Origin of the sequence: Nocardioides sp., from assembly GCF_044226765.1 — a bacterium.
Taxonomy (GTDB): Bacteria; Actinomycetota; Actinomycetes; order Propionibacteriales; family Nocardioidaceae; genus Nocardioides.
In genome coordinates, this window is sequence record NZ_JBGAGJ010000003.1 from 396,789 (window position 1) to 419,237 (window position 22,449).

General features: G+C 73.1%; 19 protein-coding genes. 15 read left to right on the top strand and 4 right to left on the bottom strand.

Features of this window, described 5'->3' with window-relative positions; all coding sequences use genetic code 11:
- The first annotated feature begins 166 nt into the window (after positions 1–166).
- From ACILRH_RS09530 to ACILRH_RS09555, 6 genes are all read left to right on the top strand, one after another.
- Positions 167–472, top strand: a complete 306-nt coding sequence (locus ACILRH_RS09530; protein ID WP_395692728.1) for a hypothetical protein — start codon at positions 167–169, stop codon at positions 470–472.
- Positions 469–663 carry a hypothetical protein gene (locus ACILRH_RS09535; protein ID WP_395692730.1) on the top strand — a complete coding sequence of 65 codons (195 nt, stop codon included), beginning with the start codon at positions 469–471 and terminating at the stop codon, positions 661–663. Before ACILRH_RS09530 ends, ACILRH_RS09535 begins: the two co-directional genes overlap by 4 nt.
- Before the next feature lie 101 nt (positions 664–764).
- Positions 765–1,145 (top strand): hypothetical protein, encoded by a 381-nt coding sequence (locus ACILRH_RS09540; RefSeq protein ID WP_395692732.1) that lies wholly within the window; start codon positions 765–767, stop codon positions 1,143–1,145.
- Between the two features lie 56 nt (positions 1,146–1,201).
- Positions 1,202–2,872, top strand: coding sequence for an acyl-CoA synthetase (locus tag ACILRH_RS09545; protein ID WP_395692734.1), 1,671 nt, complete (start codon positions 1,202–1,204; stop codon positions 2,870–2,872).
- Positions 2,873–2,915: 43 nt separating this feature from the next.
- On the top strand, positions 2,916–3,590 hold the full coding sequence (locus ACILRH_RS09550) for an HAD family hydrolase (protein WP_395692735.1): 675 nt from the start codon (positions 2,916–2,918) through the stop codon (positions 3,588–3,590).
- A gap of 61 nt (positions 3,591–3,651) precedes the next feature.
- Positions 3,652–4,074 carry a VOC family protein gene (locus tag ACILRH_RS09555; RefSeq protein WP_395692737.1) on the top strand — a complete coding sequence of 141 codons (423 nt, stop codon included), beginning with the start codon at positions 3,652–3,654 and terminating at the stop codon, positions 4,072–4,074.
- On the opposite strand, the gene ACILRH_RS09560 is transcribed toward ACILRH_RS09555, so the two are convergent.
- Complete coding sequence (locus tag ACILRH_RS09560; protein WP_395692738.1) at positions 4,043–5,515, bottom strand: flavin-containing monooxygenase; 1,473 nt, start codon at positions 5,513–5,515, stop codon at positions 4,043–4,045. The genes ACILRH_RS09555 and ACILRH_RS09560 overlap by 32 nt on opposite strands.
- Before the next feature lie 137 nt (positions 5,516–5,652).
- On the opposite strand from ACILRH_RS09560, the gene phoA reads away from it, so the two are divergent.
- Positions 5,653–7,335: an alkaline phosphatase gene (phoA, locus tag ACILRH_RS09565; RefSeq protein WP_395692739.1), complete on the top strand. Its 1,683-nt coding sequence runs from the start codon at positions 5,653–5,655 to the stop codon at positions 7,333–7,335.
- Between the two features lie 136 nt (positions 7,336–7,471).
- Here the strand turns inward: phoA and ACILRH_RS09570 are convergent, their stop codons facing one another.
- A complete protein-coding gene (locus ACILRH_RS09570) occupies positions 7,472–8,233 on the bottom strand; it encodes an SDR family NAD(P)-dependent oxidoreductase (RefSeq protein ID WP_395692741.1) in 762 nt (253 codons plus the stop codon).
- 184 nt (positions 8,234–8,417) lie between these two features.
- Between ACILRH_RS09570 and leuS the strand changes: the two genes are divergently transcribed.
- The 5 genes from leuS to holA all read left to right on the top strand — a co-directional run bounded on the left by leuS (position 8,418) and on the right by holA (position 16,238).
- On the top strand, positions 8,418–10,877 hold the full coding sequence (gene leuS / locus ACILRH_RS09575; RefSeq protein ID WP_395692743.1) for a leucine--tRNA ligase: 2,460 nt from the start codon (positions 8,418–8,420) through the stop codon (positions 10,875–10,877).
- 19 nt (positions 10,878–10,896) lie between these two features.
- On the top strand, positions 10,897–11,751 hold the full coding sequence (locus ACILRH_RS09580) for a DegV family protein (protein ID WP_395692745.1): 855 nt from the start codon (positions 10,897–10,899) through the stop codon (positions 11,749–11,751).
- A 117-nt stretch (positions 11,752–11,868) separates the two neighbouring features.
- A complete protein-coding gene (locus ACILRH_RS09585; protein WP_395692747.1) occupies positions 11,869–12,882 on the top strand; it encodes a helix-hairpin-helix domain-containing protein in 1,014 nt (337 codons plus the stop codon).
- 5 nt (positions 12,883–12,887) lie between these two features.
- Positions 12,888–15,233: a ComEC/Rec2 family competence protein gene (locus tag ACILRH_RS09590; protein WP_395692748.1), complete on the top strand. Its 2,346-nt coding sequence runs from the start codon at positions 12,888–12,890 to the stop codon at positions 15,231–15,233.
- A gap of 12 nt (positions 15,234–15,245) precedes the next feature.
- A complete protein-coding gene (holA, locus tag ACILRH_RS09595) occupies positions 15,246–16,238 on the top strand; it encodes a DNA polymerase III subunit delta (protein WP_395692750.1) in 993 nt (330 codons plus the stop codon).
- 170 nt (positions 16,239–16,408) lie between these two features.
- Here the strand turns inward: holA and rpsT are convergent, their stop codons facing one another.
- On the bottom strand, positions 16,409–16,669 hold the full coding sequence (gene rpsT, locus ACILRH_RS09600; protein WP_395692752.1) for a 30S ribosomal protein S20: 261 nt from the start codon (positions 16,667–16,669) through the stop codon (positions 16,409–16,411).
- Positions 16,670–16,810: 141 nt separating this feature from the next.
- Positions 16,811–17,776, bottom strand: coding sequence for a phosphotransferase family protein (locus ACILRH_RS09605; RefSeq protein ID WP_395692754.1), 966 nt, complete (start codon positions 17,774–17,776; stop codon positions 16,811–16,813).
- Positions 17,777–18,013: 237 nt separating this feature from the next.
- Here ACILRH_RS09605 and lepA point away from each other — a divergent pair, with 237 nt between their 5' ends.
- The 3 genes from lepA to ACILRH_RS09620 all read left to right on the top strand — a co-directional run bounded on the left by lepA (position 18,014) and on the right by ACILRH_RS09620 (position 22,435).
- The gene (lepA, locus tag ACILRH_RS09610; protein ID WP_395692756.1) at positions 18,014–19,879 is read left to right on the top strand and encodes a translation elongation factor 4; all 1,866 of its coding nucleotides are present in this window, start codon (positions 18,014–18,016) and stop codon (positions 19,877–19,879) included.
- Positions 19,880–20,252: 373 nt separating this feature from the next.
- Positions 20,253–21,455, top strand: coding sequence for an NAD(P)/FAD-dependent oxidoreductase (locus tag ACILRH_RS09615; RefSeq protein WP_395692758.1), 1,203 nt, complete (start codon positions 20,253–20,255; stop codon positions 21,453–21,455).
- Between the two features lie 59 nt (positions 21,456–21,514).
- Positions 21,515–22,435, top strand: coding sequence for an aminoglycoside phosphotransferase family protein (locus tag ACILRH_RS09620; protein ID WP_395692760.1), 921 nt, complete (start codon positions 21,515–21,517; stop codon positions 22,433–22,435).
- The last annotated feature ends 14 nt before the right edge of the window (positions 22,436–22,449 follow it).

Genomic DNA, 22,449 nt, shown 5'->3' on the forward strand with positions numbered 1-22,449 from the left:
CGCCCAGAAGGGGTCCAACGGGGGGTGTTCCTCCCGGCTGCGGAGGAATTACGGTTGCCGCCGAGAGCACGGCTCTCTCCGTCCCAGCCACCCGGCGGAGCCCGGACCGCCGCTGACCGGCGGTCGACAGCAGATGCCGGGTAGCCGGCGAGAGGGATGGTCTCGGATGAGGGACAGCGAACGACGACGTCGCGCCGGCCGGGTCGACCTGGCCATGCTGCCGCTGGTGCGGCTGGTCTGTGACGACGCGGTCACCGTCGGTGCCGCGGGCCACGAGCTGCGCCAGCAGGTGCCGGACGAGCTCCTGCTCCGGCGGGTCCGCGCGCGGGTCGTCGCGGCCGTCGCCGAGCGCAGCAGCAGCCTCGGCGAGCGGGCGCTCGCCATCGTCGACGCCGCCCTCGCCGCCACACCGGTCACCGCCGCCGCACCCCTGCTCGTCTCCGTCGCCACGCCGGTCGGGGCCGGAGCGTGAGCACCCGCAGCGCCGCCCCGCGACGGGCCGCGCGCCCGCGGACCGCCCGGGTCTTCGCGTGGCGACGCCACACCGCCGTCCGAGCCGCCCGGGTCCTGGACCGGCTCGACGGCCTCTGCGCCGCCCGGTGGCCCGCCGCCGGTGCGACGCCGGGGGGAGGCGGGGCGGGCGCTCGGCGTACGCCGTCCTGAGCGCCCGCCCGTGCCCCCCGGACGCGTCATGCGCCCGGGCAGCTGGCGTGCCTACGGTCCCTCCATCAGGAGGGGCGAGGGTCGCCCCGGAAGGGCACACCATGCGAGCACTTCTTGCTGCGTCCTCGGCGCTGGTGGCGTGCGGAGCCGGACTGGTCCCGGCCGTCGCGCACGCGTCGTCCCGCGCCGACGTCACGGTCACGATCACCGCGGAGGGCACCGACCTCTCCGGCGTCGTCAAGAGCACCCGGCCGCGCCTGTGCGCGGCCGACCGGACCGTCGTGGTCTTCAAGGTGGTCGGCACGCCGGGTGGCGGCGACGACCTCCGGTTCGCCTCCGACACCACCGACCTGCAGGGTGGCCAGTACACCTGGTCCACGGGCAACACCGGGACCGAGGGCCGCTTCTACGCGCGCCTGAGGGCGACGCCGTCCTGCAAGGCGGCGACGAGCAGGGTGGTGCGCGCGGTCCGCACCACCTGACGGCCCACCCGCTAGCATCGCCCGCATCGAGAACGCGTTCTACCTAGGCGGTGCGCATGCCCGAGCTCGGCCCGGACGGATTCAACCTGGCCACCGTGTTCGACACGGTCGCGAGGGCGGTGCCCGAGCAGGAGGTCCTGGTCTGGCGGGACCGGCGGTTGACCTACCGCGCGATGAACGAGCGGGCCGACGGGCTCGCCCACCTGTTCGTCGAGCGCGGGCTCGGGTGCCACACCGAGCGCGCCGGGCTGGCCGGCCACGAGTCCGGCCAGGACCACGTCGGGCTCTACCTGCGCAACGGCAACGAGTACCTCGAGGGCATGGTCGCGGGCTACCGCGCCCGGGTGGCGCCGTTCAACGTGAACTTCCGGTATGTCGAGGAGGAGCTGCTCTACCTCCTCACCGACGCGCGGACGCGGGCGCTGGTCTACCACGCCGAGTTCGCCCCCCAGGTCGCCGCGGTCCGTGACCGGCTCCCCGACCTCGAGGTCCTCGTCCAGGTGGCCGACGACTCCGGCAACGAGCTGCTGCCGGGAGCGATCGACCACGAGCAGGCGGTGCTGACCCCGACCCCGGCCGGCGGGATGCCGGTGCCGAGCGGTGACGACCTCTTCATCCTCTACACCGGCGGCACCACCGGGATGCCCAAGGGCGTGCTGTGGCGCAACGACGACATCTACGTCACCTCGATGGGTGGGACGCCGTTCGGCACGACGGAGCCCTACACGTCGTACGACGCGATCGCGGAGGCGGCGGCCGCCGCCGGCGGCGGGATGCGGCTGCTGATGATCCCGCCGTTCATGCACGGCGCCGCCCAGTGGTCGGCGTTCCACACGATCACCGGTGGCGGCAAGATCGTGCTGCCCGACGACGTCCACACGCTCGACCCCGCCGGTGCCCTGCGGACCGCGGTCGCCGAGCAGGTGCTGAGCATTCCCGTGGTCGGGGACGCCGTCGCCCTCCCGCTGATCGAGGAGATCGAGCGCGGCGACCACGACCTCTCGGGCCTCGCCGCGTTCAACAACGGCGGCGCCCCGCTCACGCCCGGTGTGCGGGATCGGCTGCTCGAGGCACTGCCGCACATCCTGGTGCTCGACGCCGCCGGCGCCTCGGAGACCGGGCTGCAGATGAGCTCCCTGTCGCTCAAGGGCATGACGGCCGGTACGGCGACGTTCGCGCCGGTCCCGTCGACGACCGTGGTCGACAACCTGTTCTCTCGGGTGCTGGAGCCCGGTGAGGGCGAGGGCTGGCTCGCGCAGCGCGGCCGGGTGCCGCTCGGCTACCTCGGCGACGAGGCGAAGACCGCGCGGACGTTCCCGGTCATCGACGGAGTGCGGTTCTCGATCCCCGGTGACCGGGCCCTGCTCACCGAGGACGGCCAGGTGCTGCTCCTCGGGCGGGACGGCGTCACCATCAACTCCGGCGGGGAGAAGATCTTCGTCGAGGAGGTGGAGCGGGCCCTGGCCGCCCATCCGGCGGTGCGCGACGTGGTCGTCGTCGGCCGCCCGTCCGAGCGGTGGGGGAGTGAGTGCGTGGCCGTCGTACAGATCGAGGCCGGCAGCACCGCCACCGACGACGACCTGCTGGCGGAGGCGGGCCGGCACGTGGCCCGCTACAAGGTGCCCAAGGCGGTCATCCGGGTGCCCCAGGTGCAGCGGTCCCCGTCGGGCAAGGCCGACTACCGCTGGGCGAGGTCGCAGGCGGTGCCCCCGGCCGACGGGGCGTAGCGACCAGGTGTAGCACCCGCGCGGGCCGGGGTACCCGGGTCGCATGCCTGCCTTCGACACGGCCGTCTTCGACATCGACGGCACCCTCCTGGACTCCAACTACCACCATGCCCTGGCGTGGTCGCGCGCCTTCGACGCGGTCCTCGACCGGCACGTGCCGGTGGCGGCGATCCACCGCGCGATCGGGATGGGTGGTGACCGGCTGGTCGCAGCGGTCGCCGGCGACGACGTCGAGGACGAGCACGGTGACCGGCTGCGGGACCGCTGGGAGAGCGAGTACGACCAGGTCTCGGGGGAGACGCAGCTCCTCGACGGCGCCCACGACCTGCTGGTCGCGGTCGGGGAGGCCGGGCTCGACGTCGTGCTGGCCAGCTCCAGCATCCCCAAGCACGCCCAGCGCCCGCTGCACCTGCTGCACGCCGTCGAGCACGCGGACGCCTGGACGACCAGCGAGGACGCGGAGGAGTCCAAGCCGGCGCCGGAGCTGCTCGACCGGGCGCTGGACAAGGTCGGCGGCGGGCGTGCGGTCGTCGTCGGCGACGCGGTCTGGGACGTCGAGGCCGCCAACCGGCGCGACCTGCCGACGATCGCGCTGCTGACCGGCGGCTACGGCCGGGAGGAGCTGCTCGAGGCCGGGGCGCTCGCCGTGTACGCCGACCCGCGGGACCTGCTCGCGCACTTCGACGAGGCGTTCGGGACGCGGTCGCGGCGCCGATGAGTCCGGGGTGTCGGCGCGGTCTGTCACGGTGAGCCGACGACCCCACATCCGAGGAGAGACGATGTCGACCTACCTGTGCCCCTACCTCAACTTCCGCGGCGAGGCCCGCGAGGCGATGACCTTCTACCAGTCCGTGTTCGGCGGCACGCTGGAGGTGATGACGTTCGCCGACATGGGTGGGATGGGCGTCGCCGACGACGAGACCCACCTGGTCATGCACTCCGCGCTGACGGTCTCGGAGTCGGTCCTCCTGATGGGGGCCGACGTCCCTCGGCACATGGAGGGCGACTTCCCCTCGGGAGGCCTCGCCCTCAGCGGCGACGACGTCGACACGCTGCGCCGCTGGTTCGACGGCCTGCAGGAGGGCGGCACCGTCGACGTCCCGCTCGAGAAGGCACCCTGGGGCGACTGGTTCGGCCAGGTCACCGACAAGCACGGGGTGAGCTGGATGGTCAACGCCTCCGGGTCGCCGGCCGCGGGCTGACGTCCTCGAGCTCGGACCAGTCGACGGCGGCGGTGCGCTGCCGGTACTCGGCGACGAGGCCGGGCCAGTTGGTGGTGATCCGACGGCCGTCGCGGTACCAGCTGTCGCAGCCGGCCCAGATGCTGCTGCCCAGGCGCGCCTGCATCTCGGCGTCGTACGCCTCCCAGGCGCGGCGTCGGACCGCCACCTGGGCGACCTCGCCGTCGTCGATCCGGCGGACCACCTGGGCGATCCACCCGGCCTGTGCCTCGAGCATGCCGATGATCGAGCTGCCGCCGAGGTTGGTGTTGGGGCCGTAGACGACGAACAGGTTCGGGAACCCGGGCACGGTCATGCCGAGGTGAGCGCGGGCGCCGTCGGCGCACACCTCGTGCAGCGACGAGCCGTCGGGGCCGGTGACGTCGACCCCGCCCAGGAACGCGGTGGCGGCGAAGCCGGTGCCCCAGATCAGGACGTCGGCCTCGTGCAGCCGACCGTCGCCGGTGCGGACGCCGCCGGGCTCGACCGCCTCGATCCGCTCGGTCACGAGCTCGACGTGGTCGCGCGCCAGGGCGGGGTACCAGTCGTTGGAGAAGAGCAACCGCTTGCAGCCCAGCTCGTAGTCGGGCACCAGCCGCTCGCGCAGCGCCGGGTCGGGAACCTGCCGGCGCAGCTGCAGTCGCCACGCCGCCCGGATCGCACCCATCAGCGGGCGGGTGATCGGCGAGGTGCCCTCGAGCGCGCCGTTGAAGCGTTCGGTGATCCAGTAGGTCAGGCGGCGCTCGCCGGCCGGCACGCCGGGGTGTCGCTCGAAGACCCGGTGGTGGCCGTCGGTGTACGCGCGGTCCGGCTTCGGGACGACGTACGGCGCGGACCGCTGGAACACCGTCATCGACCCGACCCGGTCCACGATGGCCGGCACGAGCTGGATCGCGCTGGCGCCGGTGCCGACCACGGCGACGCGGCGGCCGGTGAGGTCCACGTCGTGGCGCCACTGCGCCGAGTGGAAGGCGGGTCCTGCGAAGGTGTCCCGACCGGGGATCGCCGGCACCACCGGGTTGGACAGCTGCCCGGTCGCGGGGACGACGACGTCGGCCTCGAGCACCCCGTCGTTCGTCGTCACCTGCCAGGCCCGACCGTCGTGTGCCAGGCCGGTGACCTCGGTGCCGGTGCGCACCAGGGGGCGCAGCCCGTCCGCCTCGGCGGTGCGTCGGATGTAGTCGAGGATCTCGGGCTGCGCGGAGTAGCGGCGGCCCCACGTCGGGTTCGTGGCCCAGGACCAGGAGTAGAGCGGTGACGGGACGTCGCAGGCGGCGCCGGGGTAGGTGTTGTCCCGCCAGACGCCACCCACCTCGTCCGCCCGCTCCAGCACGGTGACGTCGGCGACGCCCGCCTGCCGCAGGGCGTGCGCGACGCCCAGTCCGCCGAACCCGGCACCGATCACGACCACACGCGTCGACATGGCGTCAGAACATACCGGGAGTACGCCGTCCGGTGTTGGCGACGGCGTCACGCGAGACGCCTCGAGGGTTCACCCGGAGCCGATGGGGTGCAGCCGGGTCGACCCGGCCCGACACCCTTCGGAAGGACCACACCAGCATGCACGCACGACTCACCCGGCCGCGCCGCGTCGCGGCCGGTGCCGTGGCGGTCACCGCCCTGGCCGCCTCCGCGGGCCTCGCGTACGCGACCGCGGCACCGTCCGACCTCGCCGAGCACGGCGGGGCCACCCGCCTGGACGGCGACCAGACCTCCGCAGTCCGCGACGCCGTCGTGGGCGGCCACGCCAGGAACGTGATCCTCTTCATCGGCGACGGCATGGGCGACTCGGAGATCACCGTCGCGCGCAACTACGCCGAGGGCGCGGCCGGCCGGTTCGCCGGGATCGACGCCCTGCCGCTCACGGGCCAGTACACGACGTACTCGCTGTCCAAGGACACGGGCCTGCCCGACTACGTGCCCGACTCCGCCGCCACCGGGTCGGCCTGGTCGACCGGCACGAAGACCTACGACAACGCCGTCTCGGTCAACCTCGCCGGGCAGCCGCAGCAGACCCTGCTGGAGCTCGCCAAGGCCAACGGCCTCAAGACCGGGGACGTCACCACCTCGGAGATCCAGGACGCGACCCCCGCGGTGCAGGTCTCCCACATCTCGGCGCGGTCCTGCTACGGACCCGACCAGACGTCGACCACCTGCCCGGAGGCGGCGCTGGAGAACGGCGGCCTCGGCTCGATCACCGAGCAGCTGCTCGACACCCGGCCCGACGTGACGCTCGGCGGCGGTGCCGCCACCTTCGCGCAGAAGGCGAAGGCCGGGGACTGGGCGGGCCGGACCCTCACCGAGCAGGCCGTCCAGCGCGGCTACCGGATGGTCTACAGCAAGGCGAGCCTGGCCAAGGTGACCCACGCGGACCAGGACGCGCCGCTGCTCGGCCTCTTCGCCGGCGGCAACCTCCCGGTGCGCTACACCGGTCCGGCGGCGACGGTCGGCGGCTCCAAGCTGGCGGCGCAGGAGTGCACCCCCAATCCGGCCCTGCCCGACTCCCAGCCGTCGCTGGCGCAGATGACCGAGAAGGCGATCGACCTGCTCGACAACCCGCACGGGTTCTTCCTGCAGGTCGAGGGCGCGAGCATCGACAAGCAGGACCACGCGGCCAACGCGTGTGGCCAGATCGGGGAGACCGTCGACCTCGACGAGGCCGTGCAGGTCGCGATGGACTACGCGAAGGAGCACGGTGACACCACGATCTTCGTGACCGCCGACCACGCCCACTCCAGCCAGATCATCGAGGTCGGCAGCACCAGCCCCGGCCTGAGCGTCACGCTCACCACCGCCGACGGGGCGCCGATGGCGGTCAACTACGGAACCGCCCCGCAGGGCGGATCGCAGCAGCACACCGGTTCGCAGGTGCGGATCGCCGGCTACGGGCCGGGCGCGGCCAACATCGTGGGCCTCACCGACCAGACCGACCTCTACTTCACGATCCGGGACGCCCTCAACCTCACCGACGACCCGGTGCACGGCAGCGACGACGGCACGGTGAGGGCGGCTCCGGCATCGGTCAAGGCCGGCAAGCACGTCACCGTCCTCGTCCGCGGCTTCGACGGCGACCGCTCGGTCACCGTCGCGGTCACCGGGCCGGACTCCGCGTCGGTGGACCGCGAGCTGTCGGGCGGCGTCACCAAGGCGGTCGTCACGCCGCGCAAGAAGGGCAGCTACACCGTCACGGTCACCGGCGCGACGACCGGTCACACCGCGACGGACACCTTCCGGGTCCGCTGAGGCCGCCCCTGACCGAGGTCCGGCCGAGGTCCGGCCGAGGTCCGGCCGGGGTGGTCAGGGAAACCGTGCACGACACGCCGGTGCCGCCCGGCGTGTCGTGCACGCTTCACCGGTCGACCGGTGAAACGAACCCGCCTCAGGTGATCGTCATCCCGCCGTCCACGGCGAGCGTCTGGCCGGTGACGTACGCCGACGCGTCGGAGGCGAGGAACACGACCGTGGCAGCGAGCTCGACGGGCTCGCCCTTGCGGCCGGCGGGGATGCGCTGCTGCTGGGACTCCAGGTAGCCCGGCGGGTACTGGTCGGTCATCTCCGAGGCGAAGAAGCCCGGGGCGAGGGCGTTGACGCGGATGCCCTTGCGACCCGTCCACTGCTGCGCCAGGTCCCGGGTGAGACCGATGAGGCCGGCCTTGGACGCGGCGTAGGCGGCCTGCGGGAGCCCGGCCGTGGTGAGGCCGAGCACCGAGCTGATGTTGATGATGCTCGACCCCGGCTGCATCACCCGGCCGCAGGCCTGGGCCATCCAGTAGCAGCCGTTGAGGTTGACGTCGATCACCTGGCGGAACTGCTCCGGGGTCTCGCGGGTCGCCGGAACGGCCGTCCCGATGCCGGCGTTGTTGACGAGCACGTCGACCCGGCCGAACTCCTCCATGGCGAGGGCCACCAGGTTCGTGCACGAGTCCGGGTCGGCGACGTCGGTCGCGACGGTCAGTGCTCGGCGGCCGGCGGCCTCCACCAGCCCGGCGGTCTCGCCCAGACGGTCGAGCCGTCGGGCCCCGAGGGCGAGGTCGGCGCCCGCCTCGGCGAGGCCCTGGGCGAAGGCGACGCCGAGGCCGCTGGAGGCGCCGGTGACGACGGCGACCTTGCCGTCGAGGCGGAAGAGATCGGTGAGGGTCATGGCGCCCATGGTGTCAGGCGGTGTCGGGGTCATGCCGCGGCGCGGTACCATGACCGCATGCGAAGGTCCCTGCTCCTTACCTAGCCGCGTCGACACGCACCACACCGACGCGGCTGCCCCTCGTGCCCGAGGGGCTTTTTTGTGCCCGGAGCACCACCATCACCAGACGCATGAGAGAGACGAGATGAGCGAGCAGGAGCAGTACGACATCGCGGCGGTCCAGGACAAGTGGCTGCCGGTCTGGCAGGAGCTGCAGCCGTTCCGAGCCGACGACGACTCGCCGCGCGAGAAGAAGTACGCGCTGACGATGTTCCCCTACCCGAGCGGTGACCTGCACATGGGGCACGCCGAGGTGACCGCCCTGCACGACGTGGTCGCGCGCTACTGGTGGCAGCGTGGCTACGAGGTGATGAACCCGATGGGCTGGGACTCCTTCGGCCTGCCGGCCGAGAACGCGGCGATCCGCAACGACGAGCACCCGGCGACGTACACCTATGCCAACATCGAGACGCAGTTCGAGTCCTTCCAGCGCTACGCCGTCTCCTTCGACTGGTCGCGCCGGCTGCACACCTCGGACCCGGGGTACTACCGCTGGACCCAGTGGCTGTTCCTGAAGTTCCGCGAGCGGGGCCTGGCCTACCGCAAGTCCTCGCCGGTGAACTGGTGCCCGAACGACCAGACCGTGCTGGCCAACGAGCAGGTGGTCGACGGCCGCTGCGAGCGGTGCGGCGCCGAGGTCACCAAGCGCGAGCTGACCCAGTGGTACTTCAAGATCACCGAGTACGCCCAGGAGCTGCTGGACTGCCTGGACGACCTGGAGCCGACCTGGCCCGCCCGGGTCGTCACGGCCCAGCGCAACTGGATCGGGCGGTCCGAAGGCGCGCACGTCGACTTCCGGGTCGAGGGTCGGGACGAGCCGATCACCGTCTACACCACGCGGCCCGACACGTTGTACGGCGCGACGTTCATGGTCGTGGCCGCCGACGCGAAGCTGGCCGCGGAGCTGGTGACCGACGAGCAGCGGGCGGCGTACGAGGCCTACCTGGACGAGGTCCGCAAGGCGTCCGAGATCGACCGCCTGTCGACCGACCGTCCCAAGACCGGCGTCTTCCTGGGCGTCCACGCGGTCAACCCGGTCAACGGCGAGCAGGTCCCGGTGTGGGCGGCGGACTACGTGCTGGCCGACTACGGCACCGGCGCGATCATGGCGGTGCCCGCGCACGACCAGCGCGACCTGGACTTCGCGAGGCGGTTCGACCTGCCGGTCCGCACGGTGGTGGACACCGGCGAGCCGAACCCGGAGGAGACCTACGTCGCGACCACCGGGGACGGCGCCTACGTGAGCTCCGGCCCGCTGGACGGGATCACCGACAAGGCGACCGGGATCCGCACGATCATCGAGCGCCTGGAGGCCGACGGCACCGGCTCCGGCACGGTGAACTTCCGGCTGCGCGACTGGCTGCTGAGCCGGCAGCGCTACTGGGGCGTGCCGATCCCGATCATCCACTGCGAGAAGGACGGGGAGGTCGCCGTCCCCTACGACCAGCTGCCGCTGGAGCTGCCGGCGCTGCGCGGGACCGACCTGAAGCCCAAGGGCGTCTCGCCGCTGGCCGCTGCGGAGGAGTGGGTGAACGTCGCGTGCCCCACGTGCGGTGGCCCGGCGCGACGAGACAGCGACACGATGGACACCTTCGTCGACTCGTCGTGGTACTTCCTGCGCTACTGCTCACCGGACTACACCGACGGGCCGTTCGACGTCGAGAAGGCCCGGGCCTGGATGCCGGCCGACATCTACGTCGGCGGGGTCGAGCACGCGGTGCTGCACCTGCTGTACGCGCGCTTCTTCACCAAGGTGCTGCGGGACATGGGGATGCTGGACGTCGGTGAGCCGTTCGCCGCGCAGCTGAACCAGGGCATCGTCATCAACCAGGGCAAGAAGATGAGCAAGTCGCTGGGCAACGGCGTCAGTCTGGGGGACCAACTTGCGGCCTACGGGGTGGACGCGGTCCGGCTGACCCTGGTCTTCGCCGGCCCGCCCGAGGACGACATCGACTGGGCCGACGTGTCCCCGGCGGGGTCGCTGCGCTTCCTGCAGCGTGCCTGGCGGTTGTCCGGTGACGTCACGTCGGCACCGGGCACCCCGGCCGACGGTGGCGACGTCACGCTGCGCCGCGCTACGGCGCGCACCGTGCACGACGCGGCCGAGCTGATCGAGTCCTACCGCTTCAACGTGATGGTCGCGCGAGTGATGGAGCTGGTGAACGCGACCCGCAAGACCATCGACACCGGGGCGGGCCCGGCCGATCCGGCCGTGCGCGAGGCCGCCGAGGCGGTCGCCGTCCTGCTGTCGCTGGTGGCGCCGTACACGGCGGAGGAGATGTGGGAGCGCCTGGGGCACGAGCCGACCGTGGCTCGCGCCGGCTGGCCGGCCGTCGACCCGGCCCTGCTGGTCGAGGAGTCGGTCACGGCCGTCGTCCAGATCCAGGGCAAGGTCCGCGCGCGCCTGGAGGTGTCGCCCGACATCAGCCCGGCCGAGCTGGAGGCGCTGGCGATGGCCGACCCGGCCGTGGTGAGGGCGATCGACGGCCGCGAGGTGCGCAAGGTCGTCGTGCGTGCGCCCAAGCTGGTCAACGTCGTGGTCTGAGGTCGCTACCCTCTCCGGCATGCCGGTCGCGATCGTCACGGACTCGACCGCCAGCCTCCCCGCGGAGGTGGCGGCCGAGCGCGGCATCGTGGTCGTCCCGCTGCAGGTCGTGCTCGGCGCCACCGTGTACGACGAGGGCGCGGACGGCGCCACCCCCGAGATGGTGGCGGCGGCGCTGCGCGAGTGGAAGCCGGTGAGCACCTCCCGGCCGAGCCCTGCCGCCCTGCTCGAGGTCTACGAGAAGGCGGCGGCGGACGGAGCCACCGAGATCCTCTCGGTCCACCTGTCGGGGGAGATGAGCGGCACCTTCGAGTCGGCGCAGCTGGCCGCCCGCGACGCATCCGTCCGGGTGGTGACCGTCGACTCCCGGCAGGTCGGCGTCGGCACCGGGTTCGCGACGCTCGCCGGTGCGGACGTCGTCGCGGCCGGGGGGACGGTCGACGACGCCGCGGCCGCGGCCCGGGCCCGCGGAGAGGCGACCTCCTCGCTGTTCTACGTCGACACCCTGGAGTACCTGCGGCGCGGCGGGCGGATCGGCGCCGCCGCCGCGCTGCTCGGTGGCGCCCTCGCGGTCAAGCCGCTGCTGCAGATCGAGGACGGTCGAGTGGCGTCCCTCGAGCGCGTGCGCACCTCCGCGCGAGCCCTCGCGCGCCTCGAGGAGCTCGCCGTCCAGGCCGCCGGTGACCTGCCGGTGGACCTCGGGGTGGCGCACCTGGCGAACCCGGAGCGGGCCGAGCTGCTCGCCGACGCCCTACGCCGGCGCCTCGAGGCCAACCTCGAGGACCGTGAGGTGTGGTGCGGTGAGCTCGGAGCGGTGCTTGGCGCGCACGTCGGGCCCGGGATGATCGCGGTCTGCGTCAGCCCTCGCGCCTGAGCATCACCCCGGCGGCCCGGCCCGCTCTCCGTCCACAGGCTCGCGGCGCAGACCCGTTCTCCCCAGGACGGCCGCCGTGCGGTCGGTCGGGTCCCCCGTGGTGCCTAGCGTCGTCGCATGGCCCGTCGACCGACCTCCGAGCACCAGGACGCCGTCGCCCGCCGGCTCGCGCTGCTCAGCGCCGAGCTGGCGGCGCAGCGCGGCGACGCCGGGCCCGGCGACGACCACGACGTCCACGACGTCCGCGACGACCGCGACGTCCACGACGTCCACGACGTCCACGACGTCCACGCACCGTGGGCAGGTCCCGACCCCTGGACCGGGGAGCACACGCGGGTCCGGGCGGCGCGCGGGCCTGCGCCGGTCCCGGTGCCAGGCCCCGGGACCGGCGCCGGTGCGGTGGCCGTCCCGGTGCCGGGTCGGCACGCCGCCCGTCGCCGGCCGTCCCTCGCGTCGCTGGTGCCCGAGTCGCTGCGCGGCCGGGTCGGGGTCGGTCCAGGACAGCTGGCCGTCGTGGCGGTGCTGGTGGCGACCGGCCTCGTCGTCACCTGCTGGTGGGTGCTGCGCGGCAGCCCCGAGCGCGTGGAGTCCCCTCCCGTCGCACCGGCGCCGGCGGCGCTCACCACCCTCCCCGCGGACCCGAGTCCGGTCGCCGTCACCGGCGCGAGCCCCGCAGCGGTCGGCGGGACCGCCAGCGGCACGGCCAGCGTGACCGTGGACGTCGCGGGGAAGGTCCGGCATCCTGGCATCGCCGTCCTCGATGCCGGCGCCCGCGTGGTCGACGCCCTCGAGGCCGCCGGCGGCGCCCGACCCGGGGTCGACCTGTCCTCCCTCAACCTGGCCCGGCCGCTGGTCGACGGTGAGCAGGTGCTGGTCGGCGTGCCGCAGGCACCGGGCGTGGCCGCCGCAGCCGTTCCGTCCGCCGGCTCGACCGGCGGTCCGCTGGTCAACCTCAACACCGCCACCCAGAGCCAGCTGGAGGAGCTGCCGGAGGTCGGCCCGGTGACCGCCCAGGCCATCATGGCGTGGCGCGACGAGCACGGCGGCTTCACCTCGGTCGACGAGCTGCTCGAGGTGGACGGGATCGGTGACGCGACCCTGAGCCAGCTCGCGCCGTTCGTGACGGTGTGACGAGAATGGTCGAGGCCGTCGGTGACCGGTCCGGCGACCGGCCCCGCGCGGAGACCGACCTGCGCATGGTGCTCCTCGGGGCGGCCGGATGGGCAGGGGCCCTGGCCGCGACCGGGCTGGGCTGGTGGGCGGTCGCGCTCGGGGTGGCCATCGGGGGGCTGGTCGCGGCCTGGTCGCGGCGCGGCGGCCGGTCCGTCGGCACCGCGACGGCCGTCGTGCTGGCGCTGGCGGGGACGAGCAGCGTGGCCGCCCTCCGGGCCGAGCAGGTCGCGACCAGCCCGGTCGCCGCGCTCGCCCGTGACGGGGCGGCGGTGCGGGTCACCGGCACGGTCACCAGCGACCCACGGCGGACGACCGGCCCCTACGGCGACGTCCTCGTCACCCGGCTGGCCGTCACCGGGGTCACCGGGCGGGGCGTGACCTATGCGCTGCGGGCGCCCGTGCTCGTGCTCGGTGACGACGACTGGGCGGACGTCGCCCTGGGCAGCACGGTCGAGGTCGGCGGCCGGCTGTCGCCGGCCCAGGGCGCGGACCTCGCCGCCGTCCTGGGAGCACGCGGGCCGCCGGTCGTGACGGGCGAGCCGGACGTCTGGTGGGACGGCGCGGCAGCGGTCCGGGAGTCGATCCGCGCCTCGGTCGCGCACCGGCCGGCCGCCGAGCGCGCGCTCGTGCCGGCGCTGGTCGACGGTGACGACGCCGGGGTCGACCAGGGACTGGCAGCCGACTTCCGGACGACCGGGCTCACGCACCTGCTGGCGGTGTCGGGCACGAACCTCACCCTGGTGGTCGGGTTCCTGCTCCTGCTCGCCCGGTGGGCCGGCGTCCGGGGGCGCTGGCTCCATGTCGTGGGTGCGGTCGGGATCGTGGGCTTCGTCCTGCTCGCCCGCACCGAGCCGAGCGTGCTGCGGGCCGCGGTCATGGGAACGGTGGGGCTCTTCGCGATGGGCACCGCGGGCCGGCGCCGGGGCTCTCGGGCGCTCGGCGTGGCCGTGCTGGCGCTGCTGCTGGTGCAGCCCGGCCTCGCCGTGTCACCCGGCTTCGCGCTGTCGGTCCTGGCCACGGCCGGGATCGTCCTGCTCGCCCCGGCCTGGCGGGACGCACTGGCGCGGTGGCTGCCCCGCTCGGTCGCCGAGGCCGTGGCGGTGCCGGCCGCGGCCCAGCTGGCGTGCACGCCGGTCGTCGCGGGCCTGTCGGGCCAGGTGAGCCTGGTCGCGGTCGTGGCCAACCTGCTGGCCGCACCCGTGGTGGGTCCGGCCACCGTGCTGGGACTCGCCGGCGGGCTGGTCGGGCTGGTGTGGGGCGCGGCCGGTCGCGTCCTCGGCACGCTGGCCGGCTGGTGCGTCGCCTGGCTGGTCCTGGTGGCCACCCGAGCGGCGGACCTGCCGACCGCCGCGGTGGGGTGGGGGACCGGCGCGCCGGCGTTGGCCGGCCTCACCGTCCTGGTCGCGGCGGTCGTCGTCGTCGGGCCCCTGCTCCTGCGCCGACCGGGGACCGGCCTGGCGTGCACCGCTCTCCTCCTAGCCACGGTGCTGGTCCGGGTCCCGAGCCCCGGGTGGCCGCCCACCGGCTGGGTCCTGGTCGCGTGCGACGTGGGGCAGGGCGACGCCCTGGCGCTGCGAGCGGGCCCGCACAGTGCCGTGGTGGTCGATGCCGGGCCGGACCCGCGGGCCGTGGACCGCTGCCTGGACGACCTCGGGGTGACCGAGGTGCCGCTGCTGGTGCTGACCCACTTCCACGCCGACCACGTCGACGGCGTGAGCGGGGTGCTCGACGGTCGCCACGTGGGAGAGCTCGACACCACCCGCCTCCTCGACCCGCCGGCCGGGGTCGCCGGGGTCGCGGCCGCCGCCGCGGGCGCCGGGCTCACCCCGGGCCCGTCGCCCTTCGGGGTGACCCGGCAGGTCGGTGACGTCACCCTCCAGACCCTCTGGCCGGCGCCGGACTCGCCCACGGTGGGCCCGGGAGACGGCAGCACCGCCAACGAGGCCAGCGTGGTCCTGCTGGCGCAGGTGCGCGGCGTGCGGATGCTGCTCACCGGTGACGTGGAGCCGGAGGGGCAGGCCGCGCTGGCCGCCGCCCTGCCCGGTCTCACCGTCGACGTGCTCAAGGTGCCACACCACGGCAGCCGCTACCAGGACGAGCCGTGGCTGCTCTCGCTGGGGTCGCGGATCGCGGTCGTCTCGGTGGGCGCCGACAACGACTACGGCCACCCAGCAGCCTCCACGCTGGAGCCCCTGAGCGACGCCGGGACGGACGTGCGGCGCACCGACCGGGACGGCAGCATCGCCGTCGTCATGGACGGCGACGGCCTCGCGGTGGCGACCCGTGGTGGTGGGGGTGCGATGCCCTAGCCTGGGCCCACCATGGCTGGCCCCACCCACCCCCGCGCGTCCGACGTCCTCGGCCACGTCACGCTGGTGACCGGCAAGGAGGAGTTCCTCAACGAGCGCACCGTCGCGGCCGTCCGGGCCGCCGTCCGCCACCACGACCACGAGGCGGAGCTGTCGGAGACCTCGGCCGCCGACCTCACGCTCGCGACGCTCGGCGAGCTGTCGGCCCCGTCGCTGTTCTCGAGCATCCGCTGCGTCGTGGTCCGGGGGCTGGAGAACCTGCCCGAGGAGTCGGTCGCCGGCCTCGTCGACTACGCGTCCTCGCCGGCCGAGGACGTCGCGCTGGTGCTGGTGCACGGCGGCGGTCCGCGCGGCAGCGGCACCCTGACCAAGCTGCGGAAGCTGGCGTCGGTCACCGAGGCCAAGTCCGGCGAGCTGCGCCCCTCGGAGTTCCCGGGCTTCGTCGCGGCCGAGGTGCGGTCCCACGGCTCCCGAGTCGACCCCGACGCTGCGGACGCCCTCGTGCAGGCGGTCGGCCAGGACCTCCGTTCACTGGCGGCGGCCGCCGACCAGCTGGCCGGTGACTTCCCGGGCGAGCCGATCACCGCCGAGCGGGTCAAGCAGTACTTCGGCGGGCGTGCCGAGGCCAAGTCCTTCGCGGTCGCCGACGCGGCCTTCTGGGGACGACGCACGGTCGCGCTCGAGGAGCTGCGCTGGGCGCTGGACGGAGGGACGGCGCCGGTCCTGGTGACCTCGGCGTTCGCCGGCGGGGCGCGCGGCGTCGCCCGTTACCTCGCCGCGCCGCGCGGCATGCGCGAGGCCGACCTGGCCCGGGAGGTGGGGGTGCCGCCGTGGAAGCTGCGCACCATCCGCGACCAGTCCCGGGGCTGGACCGACGGCGGGATCGCTCGCGCGATCAGGGCGATCGCCCAGGCCGACGCCGACGTCAAGGGCGCGGCCGGCGACGCGTCGTACACGCTGGAGCGCCTGGTGCTCACCGTGACCGACCTGCGGGCCCCCCGGTGACGGCCCCGGTGACGGCACGGGTGACGGCACGGGTGACGGCACCCCGACCCGGCCCCGGGCGGTCGGCGACGGGCAGGTCCGAGGAAATGCAGATCGACCCGCCAGACATCGTCTGACGGGTCGACAGGGACCTCACCTCCCGCGCACCCGGCTCCCGCCGGGTCCGTGGATCAGAGGGCGGCGGCCTTCTTCGCGATGGCGGCCTTGCGGTTCGCGGCCTGGTTCTTGTGGATGACGCCCTTGGAGGCGGCCTTGTCGAGCTTCTTCGACGCCTCGCGGCCCAGGGTGACCGCGGTCTCCTTGTCGCCGGCGTCGGCGGCCTCGCGGAACTTGCGGACCGCGGTCTTCAGGCCGGACTTGACGGCCTTGTTGCGCTCGTGGCGCTTCTCGTTCTGCTTGTTCCGCTTGATCTGGGACTTGATGTTCGCCACTGCATGCGCCTTCGTCGTCGGTGGGATGGGGATGAGGTCGGTGGTGCGGATCGGCGTGTGGACAGCCGGGACACGCGACGAACAAGGCTAGCAGCGGAGCGCGGAACGGCCCAATCGGGCACCGGGTCGCCGAAGCGCCGCTCAGCGCCAGCCGCGGCGCTCGCCGAGCCAGTCCCAGCACACCTCGCCCTGCCAGCGCTGCGCCGCGCGCATGTGGGGTGAGGTCGGAGGGATCGGCTGGGCGGCCGAGAAGAGGAAGTAGCCCGTGACCAGCGCCAGCACCGAGTCGATGTCCTGGGCCGGGACGTCGCGGGTCAGCGGGGAGGAGGCGAGCAGGGCGTCGACGTCCAGGCCGTCGCCGCGCGGACCGATCATCAGCAGCACCGTGTCCAGCCACGCGGCACCCACGACGGGCCAGTTCCAGTCGCACAGCAGCACCCGGCCGTCGTCGGCCAGCAGCAGGTTGTCGTCCCGGACATCGGTGTGCACCAGGGTGGACCCGGCCGCGGCCGGCCCGAACGCGGCCGCGAGGCGGGTGGCCTCGCCCACGTGCTCCGCGAAGCCCGGGACCGCCGGCGGAGCGGTCGCCAGCCGGTCCCAGAACCCGGGCCAGTCGGCGTACTCGACGGCGAACTCGTCGAGCCCCAGGCCATCCGGGGGAGGTGTCAGCAGGGACGCCAGGTCTGCCATCATCGCGACGCAGCGGGCGAGGTCCTCCTCGCGCCACGGCCGGGCCGGTGGCCGGGAGGCGACGTGCTCGGTGGCCAGCACCATCCAGTCGTCCGCGTCGTGGGTCCACAGCAGCCGCGGTGCGGGGGTGTCCGGTGGCAGCGCCGCGAGCTTGCGCGCCTCCTCGCGGTAGGACTCGGCGAACATCCGCTGCGCCTTCTGCGACGCCGCCTTCACGAAGTGCCGGCTGCCGTCGGCGCAGGTGAGCACGGACGCGAACCCGGGGGTGAAGCCCGCCCCCTGCGAGGCCGCGGAGACCACCGGCGAGCCGCAGCGCTCCTCGACCAGCGCCCGGAGCCAGGGGGGCAGGTGGGCCCACTCCAGCCGCCGCGCCGTGCGGCCGTGCGGGATCGTCGTCGGCAGGCGGACCTCGGTCACCGGGCCATCCTCGCCGACCACCTCCTCCTGTGCCGCATCGCGAGGGCTCGGCAGCGGCACGACGACGTCCGAGGGCGCGGTGCGACGATCTCGCAGCCCCGCGGCAGATCGCCCAGCGGTAGATCATGGGGGGATCGCCACCACGGGCAGCACGGGCTGAACCGCCGAGGGGAGCCACGGAACGGCCTGCGCCGCGAGTGCGGGTTTCGTGGGCCGCGATGGAACAATGAGCCCATCATGACTGCACCGCTGCCCGGCCACACCGACCCGGCGATCATCCGCAACTTCTGCATCATCGCGCACATCGACCACGGCAAGTCCACCCTGGCCGACCGGATGCTGCAGCTGACCGGCGTGGTCGACGAGCGCAGCGCGCGCGCCCAGTACCTCGACCGGATGGACATCGAGCGCGAGCGCGGCATCACCATCAAGAGCCAGGCCGTCCGGATGCCCTGGACGGTGGAGGACGACAACGAGCAGGGCACCGAGCCGGGCACCTACGTGCTCAACATGATCGACACCCCGGGTCACGTCGACTTCACCTACGAGGTGTCCCGGTCCCTCGAGGCGTGCGAGGCGGCGATCCTCCTGGTGGACGCGGCCCAGGGCATCGAGGCGCAGACCCTGGCCAACCTCTACCTGGCGATGGGTGCGGACCTGCACATCATCCCGGTGCTCAACAAGATCGACCTGCCGGGCGCCAACCCCGACAAGTACGCCGCAGAGCTCGCCGGCCTGGTCGGCTGCGACCCCGAGGAGGTGCTGCGGGTCAGCGCCAAGACCGGCCTCGGCGTACCCGCCCTCCTCAACGAGATCGTCAAGCAGACCCCGCCGCCGGGCGGCGCCGCCGACCGGCCCGCCCGGGCGCTGATCTTCGACTCGGTCTACGACACCTACCGGGGCGTCGTCACCTACGTCCGGGTCGTCGATGGCAGCCTCACGCACCGCGACCGGATCAAGATGATGTCGACCGGTGCCACCCACGAGCTCCTGGAGCTCGGCGTGATCAGCCCCGAGCAGGTCAAGGCCGGTGAGCTCGGGGTGGGGGAGGTGGGTTACCTCATCACCGGCGTGAAGGACGTCCGCCAGTCCCGCGTCGGCGACACGGTCACCACCCAGCACCACGGCGCCGGCGAGGCGCTCGGCGGCTACAAGCACCCCAACCCGATGGTCTACGCCGGTCTCTACCCGATCGACGGCGACCGGTTCGGCGACCTGCGGGAGGCCCTGGAGAAGCTCGAGCTGAACGACGCCGCGCTGAGCTACGAGCCGGAGACCTCCGGTGCGCTCGGCTTCGGGTTCCGGTGCGGCTTCCTCGGCCTGCTGCACATGGAGATCACCCGTGACCGTCTCGAGCGCGAGTTCGGCCTCGACCTGATCTCGACGGCGCCCAACGTCGTCTACCAGGTCGTCATGGAGGACGGCACCGAGCACGAGGTGACCAACCCCAGCGAGTTCCCCGAGGGCAAGATCGCCGAGGTCCGCGAGCCGGTGGTGCGTGCCACCATCCTCAGCCCGTCCGACTACATCGGCACGATCATGGAGCTGTGCCAGGCCAAGCGCGGCACGCTGCTGGGGATGGACTACCTGTCCGAGGACCGGGTCGAGATGCGCTACACGCTGCCGATGGGCGAGATCGTCTTCGACTTCTTCGACCAGCTGAAGTCGCGCACCAAGGGCTACGCCTCGCTCGACTACGAGCGCTCGGGCGAGCAGACCGCCGACCTGGTCAAGGTCGACATCCTGCTGCAGGGCGAGCCGGTGGACGCCTTCTCGGCGATCGTGCACCGCGACGCCGCGTACTCCTACGGCGTGATGATGGCCGGCAAGCTCAAGGAGCTCATCCCGCGCCAGCAGTTCGAGGTGCCCATCCAGGCCGCGATCGGTGCTCGCGTGATCGCCCGGGAGAACATCCGGGCGATCCGCAAGGACGTGCTCGCCAAGTGCTACGGCGGTGACATCACCCGCAAGCGCAAGCTGCTGGAGAAGCAGAAGGAGGGCAAGAAGCGGATGAAGATGGTCGGCCGCGTCGAGGTCCCCCAGGAGGCCTTCGTCGCCGCGCTCTCCACCACGCAACCCGCGGAGAAGAGCGGCAAGAAGTAGGTCGCTCCGGCGTCGTCGACCACTGCCCGGTCCCGTCCCCGGGACGTCATGCGGGGTGGCTGCCGGCGCGACCGGCCCGTATGACCTCCCCAACCCACCGCGCCGGACGTCATACGACGTGGCTGCCGGGACGACCGACTCGCATGACGTTCCCGTCCGCGGCGCCGGACGTCATACGACGTGGCTGCCGGCGCGACCGGCTCGTATGACGTCCCCGCCCGCGGCCTCGGGTGGCGTCGAGGGCTCGTTCGGCCGGCGGGCAGCCGACCGGGGCCCCTGAGCCGGCTCGTCTCGGGACCTTCGTCCCTGTCTTCCTGTATACCCCTGGGGGTATACAGGGACAGGCAAGTGAAACGGGATCTGGAGGTGCGCGATGCGCAAGCACGTGGTGGTACTGGGAGCGAACTTCGGTGGGTTGACGGCCGCGTTGGCGGTGAAGCACGAGCTGCACGGCGACGTCGACGTCACGGTCGTCTCGCCGAGTGACCACTTCCTGTTCAACCCGAGCCTGATCTGGCTGCCGTTCGGCAAGCGGGACCGTGCCGACATCACCTTCCCGGTCGCGCCGACGCTCGAGTCGCACGGCATCTCCTTCGAGCACGCCGCCGCCGCCGGGATCGATCCCGCGGGGCACCAGGTGAGCCTCGCCGACGGCCGCACGCTCGACTACGACTACCTGGTGGTCGCCACCGGCTACCGGAACAAGACCGATGTCGTCCCGGGCTTCGAGGAGAACGCCTTCACCATCACCACCCTGGAGCAAGCCGAGCGCGCCGGGGCGGGATGGAAGCGCTACCTCGACAGTCCGGGCGACATCGTCATCGCCGCCACCCAGGGCGCGGGCTGCTTCGGAGCGGCCTACGAGTTCCTCTTCAACACGTCCTACCAGCTGAAGAAGGCCGGCCTGAAGGACCGGGTCAAGCTCCACTACGTGACCGCGGAGCCGTTCCTCGGCCACTTCGGCATCGGCGGCCTGCCCAACGGCGAGAAGCTCCTCGGCATGTTCCTCAAGAAGGAGGGCATCGAGGCGCACGTGTCGGTCGGCCTCGACCACATCGACGACGGTGCGATGCAGCTGGCCGACGGCACCCAGCTGCCGTTCTCCTACGCGATGGTTGTTCCGCCGTTCCTCGGCCAGGAGTTCCTGACCGAGCACCCCGACCTGGCGGACGAGAAGGGCTACCTGAAGGTCCGCGACACCTACCAGACCGACAAGTACGACGACATCTACGCGGTCGGCGTGGCCGCGGCCGTCGACGTCCCGTGGACGACGCCGACCCCGGTCGGCATCCCGAAGACGGGCTTCCCGACCGAGCAGATGGCGCACGTCGCCGCCACGAACATCGCCGCGCAGATCAAGGGTGAGGTCCCGAGCGCGCAGAAGAAGTTCGAGGACATCAAGGCGGTCTGCGTGATGGATGCCGGCAACAACGGCGTCATCATCCTGGCCGACAAGATGCTGCCCCCGCGCAAGCACGGCGTGCTGATCCCGGGACCGCAGGCGCACCTGATGAAGCTGGGCTTCGAGAAGTACTTCCTCTGGAAGATGGAGCACGGGTACGTCCAGCTGCCCTGATCCCGGACCGCTGGCGATGACGAGCACCCACCGACCGTGCCTCTGGCACAGTCGGTGAGGTGCCCGTCGTCGTCCCCGCGTCGTTCCTGGGGTACGCCGCGCGCGGGCCGGCGTGGGCCGAGTGGCTCGACCGGCTGCCGGCGCTGACGGCCGGCCTGCTGGAGGAGTGGGAGCTGGTCGAGGACGGTCCGGCGATGCACGGCTACGCGGCGCTCGTCGTGCCGGTGCGGACGGCGGCGGGCCGGCCCGCGGTGCTCAAGGTGAGCTGGCCGCACTGGGAGGCCGAGCTCGAGCACCTCGCCCTGCAGCACTGGCACGGCCGGGGGGCGGTGCAGCTCCTCCGAGCGGACCCGCGGCGCCTCGCGCTCCTGCTCGAGCGGCTGCACAGCGAGGACCTCAGCGAGGTCTGGGACGTCGAGGCGTGTGAGCGGGTCGGTGAGCTCTACAGCCGGCTGCACGTCCCGGCCCCACCCCAGCTGGTGACGCTCTCGTCCTGCGTGCAGCGGTGGTCCGCCGAGCTGGCCGCGCTGCCGCGTGACGCCCCGGTGCCCCGACGCCTGGTCGAGCAGGCCGTCGCGCTCGGCCGCGACCTGGCCGGCGACGGCCGGACCGACGGGACGCTGGTCCACACCGACCTGCACTACGAGAACGTGCTCGCCGGTGACCGGGAGCCCTGGCTCGCCATCGACCCCAAGCCGCTGAGCGGCGACCCGCACTACGAGGTCGCGCCGATGCTGTGGAACCGCTGGGACGGGCTCGCGTCCGCGCCCCGCGGGGTCCGCGACGGCATCCGGCTGCGCTTCCACACCCTGGTCGACGTTGCCGGTCTCGACGAGGGCCGGGCGCGTGACTGGGTCGTGGTCCGGATGCTGTGCAACGCCCTGTGGCGACTCCAGGACCCGCCGTCGGCGCGTCGGACCACGCCGACAGGGGAGTACCTGACCCGGTGCGTGACGGTCGCCAAGGCGGTCCAGGACTGACCGCAGGGCGGACG